The following is a 17,862-nucleotide window of genomic DNA, read 5'->3' as shown; positions in this document are numbered from 1 at the left end:
GATATTTTTGAATAGAAAGAGTGTGTGAAAGCGCATTCTTTTTATTTTTTATGTAAAAGTTATGTTTTTGTAGCCTCAGAACACTTACATAGTTTGTTTTTTCATGTTAATGTGAATAATAATAGTATCTGCAGGAGGTTCGACAATGAAAAAAATTGCCGTATTAACAAGTGGTGGAGATGCACCAGGAATGAATGCAGCTATTCGTGCGGTCGTTCGTAAGGCAGCATATCATGGAATTGATGTTGTCGGAATTAAGCACGGCTATGATGGCTTAATAAAAGGAAGTATGGAAAATCTTGATTTAGGTTCAGTAGGTGGTATTATTCAACGCGGTGGTACATATTTAAATTCAGCAAGATGTCCTGAATTTAAAGAAGCCGCTGTTCAGCAACGAGGTATAGACAATATGCGTGAAGCTGGCATTGAAGGACTAGTCGTGATCGGCGGAGACGGTTCATACCGTGGAGCTATGGATTTAGTGAAAAAAGGTTTCCCTGTTGTGGGCGTTCCAGGAACTATTGATAATGACGTACCAGGAACCGAGTACACGATAGGATTTGATACTGCGCTAAATACGGTGGTGGAATCCATTGATAAAATCCGCGATACAGCAACTTCTCACGAAAATTCCTTTATCGTTGAGGTAATGGGGCGAGATGCAGGAGATATTGCTTTATGGGCAGGTCTTGCAGCCGGTGCTGAAACAGTTTTAATTCCAGAAGAAGATTATAATTTGGATGATATTGTGTCACGCTTAGACCGTGGTGCAGCGCGTGGGAAAAAGCATAGCATTATTATTGTTGCTGAAGGTGTTATGTCTGGTAGTGAGTTGGCAAAGCTCTTATATGAAAAAACAGGAAAAGAGACGCGTGTTTCTGTTCTTGGACATATCCAACGGGGTGGTTCACCTACTGCGCGTGATCGTGTTCTAGCGAGTCAATTCGGTGCACATGCAGTTGAATTGCTAATGGAAGGAAAGTCTGGCAGGGCGGTAGGTATACGTAATCATCAAGTGATCGACTATGATATGCCTGAGGCTTTCGAAAAAAATCATGAGGCAGATGTAAGCTTATATACTTTAATGAAAGAACTATCCATATAATTTGATATAAAAACGGAGTGGGCAGAAAATGAGAAAAACAAAAATCGTATGTACAATTGGTCCAGCAAGTGAGTCACCAGAAGTTTTAGAGAAACTAATTGAAGCAGGTATGAATGTAGCACGCTTAAACTTTTCGCATGGTTCTCATGAGGAGCACGAAGTACGCATTAATTTAATTCGCGAAGTAGCACAAAAATTAGGGAAACCAGTTGGGGTTTTGCTGGACACAAAAGGCCCTGAAATTCGTACGCATAATATGAAAAACGGAGAATTGCATTTAGCAGCAGGGCAAGTTATTGATATTTCAATGACGGAAGTTGAAGGAACAGAAACTAGCTTCTCTGTAACGTACGAACATTTAATCGAGGATGTTGAGCAAAACGCCATTATTTTATTAGATGATGGACTTATTCAACTACGTGTATTAGCAAAAGATATTGAAAAAGGTCTTATTCATACGATTGTTGAAAATGCAGGTGTTTTAAAAAATAAAAAGGGTGTTAACGTGCCGGGCGTTTCTGTACAACTTCCTGGAATTACAGAAAAAGATGCACAGGACATTTTATTCGGTATTAAGCAAGGTGTTGATTTTATTGCAGCATCGTTCGTTCGTCGAGCAAAGGATGTACTTGAAATTCGAGAATTACTTGAACAAAACGGCGGTAGCCACATTCAAATAATCCCGAAAATCGAGAATCAAGAGGGTGTCGATAATATCGATGAAATCATCTTAGTTTCAGATGGATTAATGGTAGCGCGTGGTGATCTTGGTGTAGAAATCCCTGCAGAAGAAGTACCACTTGTACAAAAGAAATTAATTTTAAAATGTAACCAAGTAGGTAAACCAGTTATTACAGCTACACAAATGCTAGATTCGATGCAACGTAATCCACGTCCAACAAGAGCAGAGGCTAGTGACGTAGCAAACGCAATTATCGATGGAACAGATGCAATTATGCTATCTGGTGAAACTGCAGCAGGACTATATCCAGTAGAGTCTGTACAAACAATGAATAAAATCGCACAACGTACAGAAAATTCGTTAGACTATAAGGCCATCGTCTCTACTCGTAGTCGTGAAAAAGAAGCAAATATGACGGAGGCAATTTCTCAGGCAGTAGCTTACACTTCGATTAACTTAGGTGTAAAGGCCGTACTTGCACCAACAGAAAGTGGTAACACAGCTAGAATGATTGCAAAATATCGCCCAGGTGTACAAATTGTCGCGGTAACGGGTTCTGCCAATACAGCTCATGCATTAACACTAGTTTGGGGTGTATTCCCAGTTGTTTGCCAACGTGTTTCGACAACAGATGAAATTTTAGAGTTAGCTGTTGATGAAAGCTTGAAACATGGCTTTGTAACGCATGGTGATGCAGTTGTCATTACAGCAGGTGTACCAGTAGGTGAAGCAGGTACTACTAACTTAATGAAGGTACACATCATCGGAGATTTATTAGCTCGTGGTCAAGGTATCGGTAAAGCTTCAGTAGTAGGTAAAACAGTTGTTGCTAAAAATGCAGCAGAGGCATTAGCTTATGATACAGACGGATGCATTATAGTAACGGTTGGTTCAGATCGTGACATGATGCCAGCACTTGAAAATTGTATTGGTCTGATTACGGAAGAGGGCGGGCTTACAAGTCATGCAGCAGTTGTAGGACTAAGCCTTGGCATCCCTGTTATCGTTGGAGTAAAAGAAGCTACTACACTGATTCGCCACGGCCAAGAAATTACGATGGATGCTGAAACGGGAGTTATTTACAAAGGGCATGCAAGTGTTCTTTAATTTCTTTAGTAAATGTTTTGATCTATAACAAAAAGCTCTAGTGCAAATAATTGTACTAGAGCTTTTCTTATAAAGATGAAGTAAATAGCATTTTGCGGTTTATCATTGTATGCGAGTGAAGCGGCTCATCGGACACCCCCAGGAAAGCACCCAGCCGGAACGGAAATCAACCACGCGTTATGGTGATGACCTAGTTTTAAATAATATTTAACCAACATAAAAATCGTTCCTTCATGGAATGAGAATTTACTATAAAAATAATAAACGTCGTCTTCTCTTTAATAGGGCCCTTTGTTTTTTTATGAAACTTAATGGGCTATAATAACGTATATAAGGTATAGCGTTTTCAGCTAGAAAGGAGAAAAATATGAGAAAAATTTTTCTTGGTTTCATTGTCTATGCATTAGCCGAGTTGGCGTTATTAATAGTAGTTGGTCAAAATATTGGTATTTTAAATACATTACTGCTTATAGTCACTACGAGTATTATAGGTATTTATGTAGTGAAAAATAAAGGTATGAATTCTGTGCAAAAGGCTAAAAATACGATAGCACGAGGAGAGGCTCCAGGGCCAGCATTAGTTAACACAGTTTTGAATTTCAGTGGTGGTGTACTTCTAGTATTACCAGGTTTTATAACAGATCTTGTTGGTTTATTATTGTTAATGCCTTTTTCTCGGAAAATGTTCCAACCAATCTTTTATTATTGGATGCGGAAAAAAATGAAAAAGGGTCAATTTATCATCGTTCAAAAATAGCATTTTCCTTTAGTTTAACTGCCAAAAATAAAAATATGGGGCTAAGTAAAATGCCGTAAAAACCAAATAATAAAATAGAGGCAGCACTGATGAAAAAGGTGTGGAAAGTCCGTAATTGTAATGTGTTTGACCAAAGCATGGAATCAGCTAGCTGCCTTGTTAATTGAACGAAGAGATATAAAAGTAAAATAGCTACACATAAAAAGGTATTGCCTTTTAAGTAAAAATAAATGCTCATAGGTATAAGAAATACGCCAATCCCAAAGAATGGAAGTACATCTGCAAATGCGACTATAAAAGCTTTGATGATGGCTTGTTCAAATTGAAGAATCATGAATCCCGCACAAAGGATGAGCAGTGTAATTGTGAACAGCTGAAACTCCACATACAAAAAGTAATGAAATAGCTGCATAATTTTAGAAAAATGAGACTGCCACTCATTGCGGAATTTTTTTGGCACATATTGAAAAAACCAATACCGGGATTTGCGAGTTTCCAATAGGGCAAAATAGTAAGCGACAAGGAATATAAATACTTCAATTACATGTTTCATTAATAGTTGGAAAATATTAGCCATGTATAAAAAGATTGAATCGAAAATAGAAAGCGATTTTTCCTTTAAAACTTGGATAAACATTGATTCATATTCGTTGAAAAGTGGAAAATTTTGTAGTGTATCTCGGATTTCAGGGAAGATAAGAATAATACTGTTTATAGAAATGATAACGAGAAGGAAAATGCAAGTTAAAATAAGTGCTTCCACGATAATTGCTGCAAGCCAATAGGCAATCCTACAATAAGAGTGAAGGAATTTTATGATAGGATACGTAGAAAAAGACAAAAAAATCGCGAGAGATACAGGTAATACGAACCATAAAATTGTTAAGTATAATATAAAAAACAAAACACTTATAGTTCTTTCGTATGAAAAATATTTAATATTCCTCATTTTTACAAATTCACCCCGTTTCAATTGATAAATTAATGTCAAAATACGAAAAAGAATCTCTTTCGGGCGTATATATAATCGCTCGTGCGCCTTTTTCTTTATTCGGAGGTTTTTCATTCACAAAGCTGTCAAAAATGATTATAATAGCAATTGTAAGCGATTTACTTAATGGTTCATATGAGCAAAAAACGTAAATGCGACCTAATAACTGCATTTACAACTAAAAAATATAAATATGAGGGAGCGATAATTTATGTCAGCAACTAAAGGTTTAGAAGGTATCGTAGCAGCGGAATCTAAAATCAGTTCAATTATCGATGACACACTTACATATGTTGGTTACAACATTGATGATTTAGCAGTGAACGCGTCATTCGAAGAGGTAATTTATTTATTATGGCATACTCGTTTACCAAAAGAAGACGAGCTAGCTGAATTAAAACAACAATTGGCAGACAACATGTCAATTCCGCAAGCAATTGTAGACCAATTCAAAACATACCCACTTTCAACTGTACATCCAATGGCTGCACTACGTACTGCAGTATCTTTACTAGGTGTATTCGATGAAGAAGCGGATGTTATGGATACAGAAGCTAACTATCGTAAAGCTATCCGTTTACAAGCTAGAATTGCAACAGTAGTTACTGCATTTGCGCGTGTTCGTAAAGGTTTAGAGCCAGTTGCTCCAAAACCAGAATTAGGATATGCTGCAAACTTCTTATACATGCTTAAAGGTGAAGAACCAGCAGCAATCGAAGTTGAAGCATTCGACAAAGCGTTAGTATTACATGCTGACCACGAATTAAATGCATCTACATTCACTGCACGTGTATGTGTAGCTACATTATCAGATGTTTATTCTGGTGTAACTTCAGCTATCGGAGCATTAAAAGGACCACTTCACGGTGGTGCAAACGAGCAAGTTATGAAAATGTTAACTGAAATCGGCTCACTTGAAAACGTTGAATCTTATATTCAAAATAAATTAGATAACAAAGAAAAAATCATGGGCTTCGGTCACCGCGTATACCGCAAAGGCGACCCACGTGCACCACACTTACGTGTAATGTCACAAAAATTAACTGAGCTAACTGGTAAACCAGAGCTTTATGAAATGTCAGTTAAAATCCATGACATGATCGTTGAACAAAAGAAATTACCTGCAAACGTAGACTTCTTCTCTGCGTCAGTGTATGATTCTTTAGGTATTGATCATGACCTATTCACACCAATTTTCGCAGTATCACGTACTTCTGGTTGGGTAGCTCATATTCTTGAGCAATATGCTAACAACCGCCTAATCCGTCCACGTGCAGAGTATGTTGGACCAGGCATGCAAAAATATGTTCCAATCAGCGAGCGCTAATTCGGAAAATATGCTAGAATATTTGGGACTGTGTTACATAACACAGTCCTCTGATTATGAATTTAGGAGGCAACATCAATGTCAAACAAAATTGTAGTTGAAAATGGCGTACTTAACGTACCAAACAATCCAGTGATTCCTTTCATCGAAGGTGACGGAATCGGTCCTGATATTTGGGCTGCAGCATCTCGCGTAATCGACGCAGCTGTAGAAAAAGCTTATAACGGTGAAAAGAAAATCGAATGGTTAGAAGTTTTAGCTGGTGAAAAAGCATTCAACCAAACTGGTGAATGGTTACCACAAGAAACTTTAGACAAAATTAACGAATACCTAATCGCAATCAAAGGTCCTCTTACTACTCCAATCGGTGGTGGTATCCGCTCTCTAAACGTAGCATTACGTCAACAACTTGACCTATATGTATGCTTACGTCCAGTACGTCACTTTGATGGAGTACCTTCTCCAGTTAAACGTCCAGAAGACGTTGATATGGTTATCTTCCGCGAAAACACAGAAGACATCTATGCTGGTATTGAATTCGAATCTGGTTCAGAACAAGCTCAAAAAATCATCAACTTCCTACAATCTGAATTTGGTGTTAACAAAATCCGCTTCCCAGAAACTTCTGGTATCGGTGTAAAACCTGTATCTAAAGAAGGTACTGAGCGTTTAGTACGTTCTGCTATCGAATATGCTATTAATCATAAACGCCCATCTGTTACTTTAGTACACAAAGGTAACATCATGAAATTCACTGAAGGTGGATTCAAAAAATGGGGTTATGAATTAGCTGAAAAAGAATTTGCTGATCAAACATTCACTTGGAACCAATATGATGCTATTAAAGCTGAACAAGGTGAAGAAGCAGCAAACAAAGCACAAGCTGACGCTTTAGCAGCTGGTAAAATCTTAGTTAAAGATTCTATCGCTGATATCTTCTTACAACAAATCTTAACTCGTCCAAATGAGTTCGACGTAGTTGCTACAATGAACTTAAACGGTGACTATATCTCTGACGCATTAGCTGCACAAGTTGGTGGTATCGGTATCGCTCCAGGCGCAAACATTAACTATGTAACTGGACACGCGATCTTCGAAGCTACTCACGGTACAGCTCCAAAATATGCTGGTCAAGATAAAGTAAACCCATCTTCAGTATTACTTTCAGGCGTATTAATGCTTGAGCACTTAGGATGGCAAGAAGCAGCTGACATGGTTACTAAATCTGTAGAGAAAACAATCTCTTCTAAAGTTGTAACTTACGACTTCGCTCGTTTAATGGACGGCGCTAAAGAAGTAAAATGTTCAGAATTCGCTACTGAATTAATCAAAAACCTATAATTTTCTATTTTAAATAGAAATTATAGTTAAAGCGGATGTATATTCTGCCGATATAATTAGGGTGAAATGTAAATTTCTATTGAACTTAGCTTAATAAAATATTTACGATGAACTTGTTTAATCGAGGGAGGAGAATTTATTCTCCTCCTTTTTTTAAAATATAACCTAATTTTAAAGGAGCGTATTCGAATGTCTCTGAAACGAAAAAAAATCTCAGTAATCGGTAGCGGTTTTACTGGCGCTACTGCAGCATTTTTAGCAGCTCAAAAAGAACTTGGTGATGTAGTGTTAGTAGATATCCCTCAAGCTGAAAACCCAACAAAAGGTAAAGCTCTAGATATGTGGGAAGCTGCACCAGTGCAAGGCTATGATTCTTATGTTAAAGGTACTTCTAATTATGCGGATACTGCAGATTCTGATGTAGTAATTATCACTGCTGGTGTTGCTCGTAAACCAGGTATGAGCCGTGACGATCTTGTTCAAATTAACCAAGATGTAATGAAAGCTGTTTCTAAAGAAATTGCTAAGTACTCACCAAATGCAACAATCCTCGTTCTTACAAACCCAGTTGATGCAATGACTTACACAGTATTCAAAGAAACTGGTTTCCCTAAAAATCGTGTAATAGGTCAATCAGGTGTACTCGATACGGCTCGTTTCTGTGCGTTTGTAGCTGAAGAACTTAATATTTCCGTAAAAGACATCACAGGTTTTGTTTTAGGTGGGCATGGTGATACAATGGTGCCACTAACTCGCTACTCATTCGCTGGTGGTATTCCATTAGAATCATTAGTCCCAGCAGATCGTCTTGAAGAAATTGTTGACCGTACACGAAAAGGTGGCGCTGAAATCGTTAACCTTCTTGGGAACGGTTCTGCATATTATGCTCCTTCAGCGGCGCTTATTGAAATGGCGGAAGCTATCATTAAAGACCAAAAACGTATACTTCCATCTATTGCATACTTAGAAGGAGAATATGGCTACAACGATTTATACCTAGGTGTTCCGACATTATTAGGTGCAAATGGTGTAGAAAAAATCTTTGAACTTGAATTAACAGACAATGAAAAAGCAGCTTTAGATAAATCGGTAGAAGCAGTCCGCGATGTTATGAAAGTTTTAGCTTAATAAAAGTTTATGAAATCGAGTAGGATTCATTCCTACTCGATTTTTTTTGAGTATTTAGGTATCAAAAAGTAGAGTGAAAATGTACGGACATATGTGCAAGAGTAGAAATATGCTAAAATTATCCTATCAATAAGTTCATCGAGGTTTATCTGCCTTCATTTCTTGAACAAAGAGACAAAATAAAGTTTTTGAGAAAAATGAAAAAACCTTCTATAATGGCATGCATATAACCTAACAAATAAATTTTTATATTTTATTATTGGGAGGACGAAATAATGGATATAGTAAATCAATTTTTTAACGGCTTGAGAGAGGCATTATCAACAGAAGAGCTCGAGGAACTAAATACAGCTAGTGGTGCTACAAAAGAAGATATTGAAACGCTAAAGTCAGAATATCCAAATTGTCCAGAATCACTAATCTGCCTACTTGAAAATATTGATGGTACATATTGGAGGAAATATGGAGAAAGCAAAATTGCGGTTTGTATTTTAGGTTCAGATGTTGAAGAAGGTAAATATCCTTATTATTTGCTGTCTACACAGCAGATGCTCGAAAGTTCAAAAGAAGAAGAAGACGTCTCCTATCTTTACGAGGAGGCTGTTGACTCTAAGATAAATTCGGAGGGACTTCTCCCAGGTATGTATATCCATTTTTCAGATTGTATGAACAATGGTGGATCATCGAGACTCTATATTGATTTTAACCCATCTGATGAAGGTGTATGCGGTCAAATAATTCGCTTTTTGCACGACCCTGATGAATATGAAGTGATAGCAAACAGCTTTGATGAGTATTTACAGGATCTTATTGACTGTGGTTTCATTTTTCTGGAAAACGAAGAACAGTAATCTCTTGCATTTTAGATACTAAGAATATTTCAACAAATGGGCGACGATTGTTGAAAAGCTTGAATGATGTATCCATCTCATACACTTATTTTACCCAAAAATATATTGTCTGACATAATAGTTCACCGGGCAAAATGACTCGATACGTCTCACAGCGAACAAGTAGCTTACTTTGTTTTATATGAAATATTAGATTAGCGTCTTGCCTCGTAATGAAATACGATAGCAAGACGCTTTTTGTTTCCGCAAAAATTGGAGGCAAAGGCTTTGGAAATAGTAACGAAATCCTTCTAATAAAGAAGAATTAACTTAAGTAGTGAAAAGCTTACCCTCTATAGCATTTATATACCTTACAGCTGAGTTATGAACAGATTGTTTTGCATCTTTTTTCACAATACGGAGAAAAGCATCATATATCCGTTCAAAATGTAGATCCTCTACTTGACTTAAGATTCTTTCCACTGTTTTAACAGGAAGTGGAATGAAATTAGGGAAACTATACATAAATGTTACCCAATTGCGATCAGCCACTACACGAATGATATCTCCAACTAGTAATATGCCTTTTTGTTGATAACCATTTTTCCATTCTAGTACAGTGGCTCCTTTAAAATGACCGCCCATACGATAAAGAGTTAACCCATTCTGTAAAGTAAGAGATTCACCAGACCAAAAAATAATCTTGTCACTAGTTCTTGTAACCCATTTTTTATCATCCTCATGAATATAAATAGGTGCGTTAAAAGTTTCTGCCCACTCCACTTGACTTGAATAATAATGAGGATGAGATAATGCGATGGCATCAATTCCTCCTAACCGCTCAATTTTATCAATAGTTTCTTGATCAATATATGAAATACAATCCCATAACAAATTAAAACCCTGTTCTTGAATTAAATAAGTTGTTTGTCCAATTCCGAATGTTGGGCTAGTTGTAATACTGAATAATCCATCTTCTTCAAGATTGAAGTTATTTTTATAAATTTCAGAAGAAATCATTTTGTTCAAAGTTGTCCAAGTTTGCCCATTTACACTGACATATTGTCTTTCTTCTGAACAAATAGTACATTGCTTTGGCTCTTCCATTGATTTTTCATACTGCGCCCCACATGTTTCACAAATATAGTAATTCAAAATTACTCCTCCTTTAAAATCCTTGACCTCAATTCATCACACACCATATATTACCAACGTCATCCGGAAAAGTATTTACAACTTTAGTCTGAACTTCATAATTATGTTAAATTCGTAGTTCGTTAATGTTTAGTTCATTCGGCGATTCTCTAAGTAAGAAATTGATGAAATCCGCAAATATGAAGGGGAGATGTCCTTTGTATTTTTTCAGCTACGCTTTGGAGAATCTGGTCCTTCAACATTCATCAGCTAAATCTTAAAAGAATAGCAACATAGTTCTCGATTAAAGACAAAGGAACCGATAAACAATGCTGAATGAAGAATAAATGGTTACTCTGCTTTTCATTGTACTTTTGGAATAAAATTGATACTATGAAGGTATATGATAGAAAAGGGGTTGGCGTATTTTTGCTTCAAAAAAACAGTAAGCTTGGTCTCTCTATTGATGAAATTACAGTTGGCGAGAAGATTCATATAACCGAAAAGATAGAAGATAAGGATTTATTGCTTTATTTAGGACTTACGAATGATAATAATCCACTTTATATTCAACATGATTATGCTGCAATGACACCTTTTCAAAAGCCAATCGTACCAACAATCATGTTAAATGGCATTATTACTTCGGCTGTGTCAAAGTATATTCCTGGACCAGGTGCACGAATTATTGAGCAACATATAAAATATTTAGGACCGCTCTATCATTATGAATTATTTGATACTCTTTTAGAGGTAACAGAAGTAAATAAAGTACAAAATACGATTACAGTATCTGTACACTCATATAATGAGCAAAAGGAGCTTGTGATTGAAGGTACTTTACTGGTAACACCACCACTTACTTTATAAACGTCTTGAGATTTGAAATGGGGGTTTCAAATCACTAACGGAGGCATTACACATGACAAAAACGATTTTAGTTGTAGAAGATGAGTTTTCTATTGCGACATTATTGAAATATAATTTAGAGCAGGCTGGATATGTTGTCGAAACTGCTGCAGATGGTCAAGAGGGTCTTGATAAGGCAATTGACTTACAGCCGGATTTAATTTTATTAGATTTGATGCTTCCAAGACTTGATGGTATGGAGGTTTGTAAACAAATTCGTCAACAACGTATGAATACACCTATTATTATGCTAACAGCAAAGGATGACGAGTTCGATAAAGTACTTGGTCTAGAGCTAGGGGCAGATGATTATATGACGAAGCCCTTTAGTCCACGCGAAGTGTTAGCGCGGGTAAAGGCTGTTTTAAGACGTTTTACACAAAATGTAGTGGCTGAAGATAAGAATGGGTCACAAGAGAAAATGTATGAGTTTGGACAATTACGTGTTTTTCCAGAGCGTTTTGAAGTGTTTTTACAAAATGAAGCACTGGAATTTACACCAAAAGAATTTGAATTACTCATTTATTTACTTGAAAATAAAAACCGTGTGTTAACGCGTGATCAGCTATTAAGTGCTGTATGGAAGTATGACTTTGCTGGCGATACTCGAATTGTGGATGTGCATATAAGCCACCTTCGCGATAAAATCGAGGAAAATAGCCGTAAGCCGATATTCATCAAAACAATTCGCGGCCTTGGCTATAAATTCGAGGAGCCGAAAACGACATGAAATCAATGAGCAATCGCTTATTCTTGACATTCATGCTATTGCTTGGAACGATATTAGCTGTCCTAATGGTTGTAATAGGTCAGCTTTTTCCTGTTTATATAGGACAGTACAACGAACAGGCTAGTGTAGAGATGCAAGGATCAATTAACCGAGTATTAGATGAACGAAAGATTGGACTATCTAAGGAAGATAAAGAGGCGTTATATACTGCGCAAAAAATTGAAGTGAAAGATTCTCTATTATCGACTGTTCATGCGCGACTTTATGTAGTGCTAGCGATTCTTTTTATCATAGCACTGATGTTAATGGCTATTGTAAGTCGCTATATGATTCGAAATTTCACTGCTCCTATTGATAACGTGACAGATACGGCACTTGAGCTGGCGAAAGGAAATTACCGTGCTCGTGCCCATGAAAATGAACATGAACGCATGATGCCGCTTAGTCACTCCATCAATATTTTAGCGCGTAATCTACAGGATATTACGACGATTCGTGAGGTAGAAGAGGAAAGGCTTAAAACGTTAATTGAAAACATGGGAAGCTCCCTCATGATGATAGGACGTGAAGGAAATATATCTATTGTGAACCGTGTATTTTTAGAGCGTTTCGGTATGCAAATTGACGATGTGCAAGGGAAAGTTTTTCGTACAATTGGCTTACCAAAATCACTAGAGCAATTTATTGATCATGTGTTTCTAACGGAAATGCCTTATCGACAACAAATTAAAATGGAGGTCCAACAGGAGCTATATAATAAGGAAGTGTACGGAGCACCTGTTATAGGGGATCATGGTCGTTGGCTTGGTGTCGTTATCGTTATGCATGATATTACGGAGCTTGTTCGTTTAGAGCAAATTCGTAAGGACTTTGTAGCAAACGTATCCCATGAATTGCGTACACCTATTACATCTATTAAAGGCTTTTCTGAAACATTACTGGATGGCGCGTATAAGGACGAAAAAATGCTCCTATCTTTTTTAGAGATCATTTATAAAGAAAGTAACCGTCTGCAGATGCTTATCCAGGATTTACTAGAGTTATCGAAAATAGAACAGCATGGTTTTACCGTTAATATTATGCCGATGGGCTTGCAAGATGTACTTATACGTGGAGCAGAGCTGACAGGTCCTCGTCTGGATGAGAAAAATATGAGCTTTTATGTGGATATAGAGCGTGATGTTCAAGTTATGGGTGATGCCAATCGCATTATTCAAATTGTCACTAATTTAATTACCAATGCCATTACGTACTCTCCGGAAAATACAACCGTTACGATTCGTTTAAAGGAAAATGAAACGTACGGCATTCTTGAAATAGAAGACCAAGGTATAGGAATTGAAAAACATGAAATTGCTCGTGTCTTTGAACGCTTTTATCGTGTGGATCGTGCGCGAAGCAGGAATTCTGGGGGAACAGGTTTAGGACTTGCTATTGTGAAGCACTTAGTAGAGGCGCACCATGGTCGCATTCAGGTAGAAAGTGAAGTTGGTGTAGGGACAAAAATGATTGTTATGATTCCGAAAAATTAACGAATTCTTTACAATAGCATAATTTTAGATTCACATTGGGGGCTTATACTTGTAAGTAGAAACCCCCTTATAAAATTGCTAAGACTATAAAATAGCAAAAAAATCTTTATTTATATATAAATTAGATTTTTTATTTGTTGCTTAATTATCGCCACAATAGTAAGAATCTATTGCCAAACTTTATGGTAATAGATTCTTTTTCTGTTTTACACGTAACAAAAATAGGTGTAAAGTATAGTAGCATAATGTTCAACTAATAAGAAGTATCTTTTTAGTAGAACCAATCGGGCTTGTACGGTCAGCTAATTAGCACACTTTACCTAGAAGTAATCTATATGAATTACCGTTATAGCAGGATAAAAAATTGAAAGAAGGATGACCATGAAAATCGTCAAAAGTATCGTGCAAATCGGCTATCTTTATGTAATTTTATTTGTTGGGAATAGTATTGCACGCCTACTTCACTTGCCGATTCCAGGGAGCATAATTGGACTAGTCTTATTGTTTTTACTATTGCAGTTTCATATTATTAAGCTTGAATGGATTGAGCTAGGTGCAGGTTTATTACTTAGTGAACTATTACTATTTTTCATTCCATCTGCTATCGGAGTAATCGATTATACCGCATTATTCGGTGTGCAAGGTGTGAAAGCTGTGCTTGTAATTGTATTGAGTGCCATCGTTGTTATGTTTGCAACAGGTTTCACAGCACAGTTGCTAGGGCAACGAAAGAAAGGTGATACTGCATGAGCTTTTTAACCGCTATAGTAAGTTTACTAGGTACTATCGCAGTTTTTTATATTTGTAAAATGTTTTATAAAAAGTATCAGAAGGAATGGTTATCACCTATACTGATCACACCGTTAGTGGTCATTGTCATTTTGTTACTAACGGGTACATCTTATAAATCCTATACTGCAGGAGCCGGTATTTTATCAAATTTACTTGGACCAGCAACAGTTGCATTTGCGGTACCAATTTATAAAAATTTTAAGCTATTAAAGAAACATGCTTTTGAAATTTTTATAAGTATTGCAGTAGGCTCAGCCGTTGCCATTACATCTTCATTTATCATTGCCGTAGTAATTGGTTTAAATAATGAACTTGTGCATAGCTTAGTTCCACGTTCAGTTACGACACCAATAGCAATGGACATTTCCAACATGATTGGTGGCTCTCCTACACTTACCGCTGTTTTCGTTATGGTAACTGGTATTTTAGGGAGTCTAATAGCACCGTTAGTAATTAAAGTTTGTCGTTTCCATCGACCATCCTCTAGAGGTCTAATGTTAGGAATGGGAGCGCACGGCACAGGTACTTCTAAAGCATTTGAACTTGGTGAGTTGGAAGGTACTTTTGCAAGTCTTGCGATGATTGTAGCTGCATTAATTAGCATTGTTTTATCGACAACCTTTTTCCCAGCGTTTGAACATCTAGTTGTCAATATCCTGTTACCTTAAATGGTAATGGGATATTTTTTTTTGCGGATTAGAGATGGAGGGCCGGTGCAAAAAAATGATGAGCTTCCCATTGTTCCTTATGTAAAACTGCCTAAAATAAAAAAGTAGTTTATTAAAATATTTTGAAACTTTTAAGTAAGTGTCCCGTATAAAATAGTACTAAGCTTAAGGGAGGATTAGACATGAGTGTAAAAAGATCACTAATGATGGTGGGGCTTGGCATTTTCGGCATTGTTGCAATTATTGCGGTATTTACTTCGTGGTACACGGTTGATGAATCAGAACAAGCCGTTGTCATTACGTTCGGTCGTGCCGATAATACAGTTACAGAACCAGGTTTACATTTTAAATTACCTTGGCCTGTACAATCGGTTCAGGTTTTATCCAAGGAAACATTTAGTTTAAAGTTTGGCTATAAGCAAAATGAAGATGGGGAATTAGAAACTTATGATGCTGAAACGAAAATGATTACAGGGGATGAACATATTGTATTAACAGACCTTGTCGTTCAATGGAAAATTACAGAACCGAAAAAGTATTTATTCAGCTCACAAAATCCAGAGAAAATATTACATAGCGCTACGTCGAGTGCGATTCGATCCATTATCGGAAGTTCCAAAATCGACGCTGCGTTAACTGAAGGAAAAGCGGACATAGAAGCAAAATCACGAGATTTACTCGTTGCTCTTCTTGAAAAATACGATATAGGTATAAGTGTTTTAGGGGTAAAACTACAGGATGTTGAATTACCGAATGCAGATGTGCGAGCAGCCTTTACAGCTGTTACAGACGCACGCGAAATGAAAAATACAAAAATTAATCAGGCGAAAAAATATAATAATCAGCGACTTAGTGAGGCTGAAGGTGAGAAGGATGCAATTCTGTCGAAGGCTCAAGGTGAAAAAACAGCGCGTATTGAGCAGGCTCAAGGGGATGTAGCTGTCTTTAATAAAATGTATGAGCAATATAAGGGCAATCAACAAATTACCCGCGAACGTTTAATTTTGGAAACACTTGAAAATGTATTACCTAAAGCACAAATTTATATTATGAATGATGATGGTAATACAATGAAATATTTACCTCTTCAAGCATTGCAACCTGCAAAACAGGAGACACCTGCAACACAAGAAACATCAAAGGAGAAAAAAGAAGGGAGCGGTAACTAATGGATCAAAAAAATAAGGATCTTGAAAAATTCCTGAATTTTTTATCGGGAAAATCCAAAAATACTGCTCCAAAAGAAGGGGATACTATGGATAATGTGGTCAAAATGTCGAAAAAAGGCCCGAAGAATCCGAAAAAATATATTTCTCTTGTTATAACATTAACATCCGTTTTTGCTATTGCCATTATATTATTTGCTAATGTTTATATAGTTAAAGAATCCGAATACGCAGTTGTTAGACAGTTTGGAGAAGTAGTGAAATTTCAGAGTGAGCCTGGCTTGAAAATAAAGGTTCCATTTATTCAAAGCGTAACGAGGCTACCAAAAAACCAAATGACATATGAAGTTTCTGAAGAAGAAATTAATACAAAAGATAAAAAGCGAATTATTATTGATAATTATGCAGTTTGGCATATAACTGATCCAAAGCAATTAATTTCAAATGCAGGAACAATAGAAAAAGTTGAATCACGTATGGAAGAGTTTATTTATTCAGTTATTCGTTCAGAGCTTGGTCGAATAGAATATAAGGCGATTATTAATGATGAAGGTTCTTCACGTGGGAGTATCAATGATCAGGTAACTGCACGTGTCAATGAGTTACTTTCAAATGATAAATATGGAATAGAAGTAGTAGATGTTCGTATTCGTCGTATCGACTTGCCCACTGAGAATGAGCAATCCGTGTTTACGAATATGATTTCGGATCGTGAATCAATCGCACAGAAATATTTATCTGAAGGTGACGCTCAGAAACGTCGTGTTGAAGCTCAAACAGATCAACAGGTTCAAGAAATGCTAGCAACAGCGAAAAAGGCTGGAGCATTGATTCAAGCGGAAGGTGAAGCAGAAGCCGCGAAGATTTACAATAAATCATTCTCTCAAGACCCTGAATTCTATTCATTGTACCGGACATTAGAATCATATAAGAAAACTATAGGTGAAGATACGGTCATTATTTTACCATCCACTTCACCGTATGCAAAAATATTATCTGGCTATATAAAGTGAAACTTTAATCAGTGGGGGAGTTTCTTCACCCCCACTGATTATTAGTCTTCACCAATCGGGCTTTTACGGGCAGTTAATCTCCCGCTTAACTTCTTTGCTTTCGTGAATTTCGAGGTGGGAGTCTTGTACCTGACGCTTCGCTTTTGGTATAGATAAATTACTGCCCGTTAATGCGGGATAAAATAATACTATGATCCTTGCAGGGATAAGTATATGAAGTCGTCTCAATTTTTTGAGACGGCTTTTTTACTTCTTACATAAAATTAGCAATACATTTTGTAGGATATTTTTATATACTGGTTACGAGGTTTTGCAAGGGTTATTTAATGAATGGCAATATTAATATAAGTTGATTGAAGTGGAGACTAGCGGCTCATCGGACGCCTTCAGGAAGCTCTGCTCTGCGCGGCAGCGAATGTTTTATCTGTCCGAAAGCGTAGCGACAGCAACAACAAATGTTTTCTGTAGCGAAAGCAAAGCGGCAGGTACAAAGCGCCCAGTCGGAACGAAAATCAACCCCGCTTTATGGTGATAGGCATTTATGATCTGGTTTTGGGGTTTTAAATGTTGAATCGTATATTTTGTAAATATATTTCATTTATACGATGTTATGTTATGAAAATGATAGAAATTTATAATTTTATGTTTCG

16 protein-coding genes are annotated in these 17,862 nt (G+C 36.7%); 14 read left to right on the top strand and 2 right to left on the bottom strand.

Translation table 11 applies throughout. The features are described 5' to 3' along the window. The first annotated feature begins 145 nt into the window (after window positions 1–145). The 3 genes from pfkA to AC3WSO_RS18695 all read left to right on the top strand — a co-directional run bounded on the left by pfkA (window position 146) and on the right by AC3WSO_RS18695 (window position 3,651). Window positions 146–1,105, top strand: coding sequence for a 6-phosphofructokinase (pfkA, locus tag AC3WSO_RS18705; protein WP_492532906.1), 960 nt, complete (start codon window positions 146–148; stop codon window positions 1,103–1,105). A gap of 28 nt (window positions 1,106–1,133) precedes the next feature. Then, window positions 1,134–2,894, top strand: coding sequence for a pyruvate kinase (pyk, locus tag AC3WSO_RS18700; protein ID WP_492532904.1), 1,761 nt, complete (start codon window positions 1,134–1,136; stop codon window positions 2,892–2,894). Between the two features lie 367 nt (window positions 2,895–3,261). Beyond that, window positions 3,262–3,651: an FxsA family protein gene (locus tag AC3WSO_RS18695; protein WP_492532902.1), complete on the top strand. Its 390-nt coding sequence runs from the start codon at window positions 3,262–3,264 to the stop codon at window positions 3,649–3,651. On the opposite strand, the gene AC3WSO_RS18690 is transcribed toward AC3WSO_RS18695, so the two are convergent. Then, window positions 3,635–4,600 carry an AI-2E family transporter gene (locus tag AC3WSO_RS18690; RefSeq protein ID WP_492532900.1) on the bottom strand — a complete coding sequence of 322 codons (966 nt, stop codon included), beginning with the start codon at window positions 4,598–4,600 and terminating at the stop codon, window positions 3,635–3,637. The two genes, AC3WSO_RS18695 and AC3WSO_RS18690, sit on opposite strands and share 17 nt — an antisense overlap. 253 nt (window positions 4,601–4,853) lie before the next feature. Here AC3WSO_RS18690 and citZ point away from each other — a divergent pair, with 253 nt between their 5' ends. The 4 genes from citZ (at window position 4,854) to AC3WSO_RS18670 (ending at window position 9,289) form a co-directional block, all read left to right on the top strand. Beyond that, on the top strand, window positions 4,854–5,969 hold the full coding sequence (gene citZ / locus AC3WSO_RS18685; RefSeq protein WP_492532898.1) for a citrate synthase: 1,116 nt from the start codon (window positions 4,854–4,856) through the stop codon (window positions 5,967–5,969). Window positions 5,970–6,047: 78 nt separating this feature from the next. Beyond that, window positions 6,048–7,310, top strand: a complete 1,263-nt coding sequence (gene icd, locus AC3WSO_RS18680; protein ID WP_492532897.1) for an NADP-dependent isocitrate dehydrogenase — start codon at window positions 6,048–6,050, stop codon at window positions 7,308–7,310. A gap of 189 nt (window positions 7,311–7,499) precedes the next feature. After that, window positions 7,500–8,438, top strand: a complete 939-nt coding sequence (mdh, locus tag AC3WSO_RS18675) for a malate dehydrogenase (protein ID WP_492532896.1) — start codon at window positions 7,500–7,502, stop codon at window positions 8,436–8,438. Between the two features lie 275 nt (window positions 8,439–8,713). Further along, window positions 8,714–9,289, top strand: a complete 576-nt coding sequence (locus AC3WSO_RS18670) for an SMI1/KNR4 family protein (protein WP_492532894.1) — start codon at window positions 8,714–8,716, stop codon at window positions 9,287–9,289. 309 nt (window positions 9,290–9,598) lie between these two features. On the opposite strand, the gene AC3WSO_RS18665 is transcribed toward AC3WSO_RS18670, so the two are convergent. Further along, window positions 9,599–10,423 (bottom strand): MBL fold metallo-hydrolase, encoded by an 825-nt coding sequence (locus AC3WSO_RS18665; RefSeq protein WP_492532892.1) that lies wholly within the window; start codon window positions 10,421–10,423, stop codon window positions 9,599–9,601. A gap of 408 nt (window positions 10,424–10,831) precedes the next feature. Between AC3WSO_RS18665 and AC3WSO_RS18660 the strand changes: the two genes are divergently transcribed. The 7 genes from AC3WSO_RS18660 (at window position 10,832) to hflC (ending at window position 17,212) form a co-directional block, all read left to right on the top strand. Next, window positions 10,832–11,272, top strand: a complete 441-nt coding sequence (locus AC3WSO_RS18660) for a MaoC/PaaZ C-terminal domain-containing protein (RefSeq protein ID WP_492532890.1) — start codon at window positions 10,832–10,834, stop codon at window positions 11,270–11,272. Window positions 11,273–11,324: 52 nt separating this feature from the next. Further along, a complete protein-coding gene (locus tag AC3WSO_RS18655) occupies window positions 11,325–12,041 on the top strand; it encodes a response regulator transcription factor (RefSeq protein ID WP_492532888.1) in 717 nt (238 codons plus the stop codon). Continuing rightward, complete coding sequence (gene pnpS, locus AC3WSO_RS18650; protein WP_492532886.1) at window positions 12,038–13,573, top strand: two-component system histidine kinase PnpS; 1,536 nt, start codon at window positions 12,038–12,040, stop codon at window positions 13,571–13,573. The genes AC3WSO_RS18655 and pnpS overlap by 4 nt, the downstream gene beginning before the upstream one ends. Before the next feature lie 381 nt (window positions 13,574–13,954). Then, complete coding sequence (locus tag AC3WSO_RS18645; protein ID WP_079561583.1) at window positions 13,955–14,323, top strand: CidA/LrgA family holin-like protein; 369 nt, start codon at window positions 13,955–13,957, stop codon at window positions 14,321–14,323. After that, window positions 14,320–15,033, top strand: coding sequence for an LrgB family protein (locus AC3WSO_RS18640; protein ID WP_492532884.1), 714 nt, complete (start codon window positions 14,320–14,322; stop codon window positions 15,031–15,033). The genes AC3WSO_RS18645 and AC3WSO_RS18640 overlap by 4 nt, the downstream gene beginning before the upstream one ends. Window positions 15,034–15,215: 182 nt before the next feature. Continuing rightward, entirely contained in the window at window positions 15,216–16,202 is a 987-nt protein-coding gene (gene hflK / locus AC3WSO_RS18635; RefSeq protein ID WP_492532882.1) for an FtsH protease activity modulator HflK, read from the top strand. Further along, a complete protein-coding gene (gene hflC / locus AC3WSO_RS18630; protein WP_492532880.1) occupies window positions 16,202–17,212 on the top strand; it encodes a protease modulator HflC in 1,011 nt (336 codons plus the stop codon). Before hflK ends, hflC begins: the two co-directional genes overlap by 1 nt. Window positions 17,213–17,862 lie beyond the last annotated feature (650 nt).

Source organism: Lysinibacillus sp. EB106-09-02-XG168 (assembly GCF_058791475.1).
The sequence above is the reverse complement of the archived record's forward strand: the minus strand, read 5'-3'. Positions and strand labels throughout refer to the sequence as shown.

Excerpts from the sequence above, each read along its gene's own strand:
- AC3WSO_RS18655 (WP_492532888.1), top strand. The coding sequence starts at position 11,325 with ATGACAAAAACGATTTTAGTTGTAGAAGATGAGTTTTCTATTGCGACA.
- hflC (WP_492532880.1), top strand. The coding sequence starts at position 16,202 with ATGGATCAAAAAAATAAGGATCTTGAAAAATTCCTGAATTTTTTATCG.
- pnpS (WP_492532886.1), top strand. The coding sequence starts at position 12,038 with ATGAAATCAATGAGCAATCGCTTATTCTTGACATTCATGCTATTGCTT.
- citZ (WP_492532898.1), top strand. The coding sequence starts at position 4,854 with ATGTCAGCAACTAAAGGTTTAGAAGGTATCGTAGCAGCGGAATCTAAA.
- pfkA (WP_492532906.1), top strand. The coding sequence starts at position 146 with ATGAAAAAAATTGCCGTATTAACAAGTGGTGGAGATGCACCAGGAATG.
- pyk (WP_492532904.1), top strand. The coding sequence starts at position 1,134 with ATGAGAAAAACAAAAATCGTATGTACAATTGGTCCAGCAAGTGAGTCA.
- AC3WSO_RS18670 (WP_492532894.1), top strand. The coding sequence starts at position 8,714 with ATGGATATAGTAAATCAATTTTTTAACGGCTTGAGAGAGGCATTATCA.
- AC3WSO_RS18645 (WP_079561583.1), top strand. The coding sequence starts at position 13,955 with ATGAAAATCGTCAAAAGTATCGTGCAAATCGGCTATCTTTATGTAATT.
- hflK (WP_492532882.1), top strand. The coding sequence starts at position 15,216 with ATGAGTGTAAAAAGATCACTAATGATGGTGGGGCTTGGCATTTTCGGC.
- mdh (WP_492532896.1), top strand. The coding sequence starts at position 7,500 with ATGTCTCTGAAACGAAAAAAAATCTCAGTAATCGGTAGCGGTTTTACT.
- icd (WP_492532897.1), top strand. The coding sequence starts at position 6,048 with ATGTCAAACAAAATTGTAGTTGAAAATGGCGTACTTAACGTACCAAAC.
- AC3WSO_RS18695 (WP_492532902.1), top strand. The coding sequence starts at position 3,262 with ATGAGAAAAATTTTTCTTGGTTTCATTGTCTATGCATTAGCCGAGTTG.
- AC3WSO_RS18640 (WP_492532884.1), top strand. The coding sequence starts at position 14,320 with ATGAGCTTTTTAACCGCTATAGTAAGTTTACTAGGTACTATCGCAGTT.
- AC3WSO_RS18690 (WP_492532900.1), bottom strand. The coding sequence starts at position 4,600 with ATGAGGAATATTAAATATTTTTCATACGAAAGAACTATAAGTGTTTTG.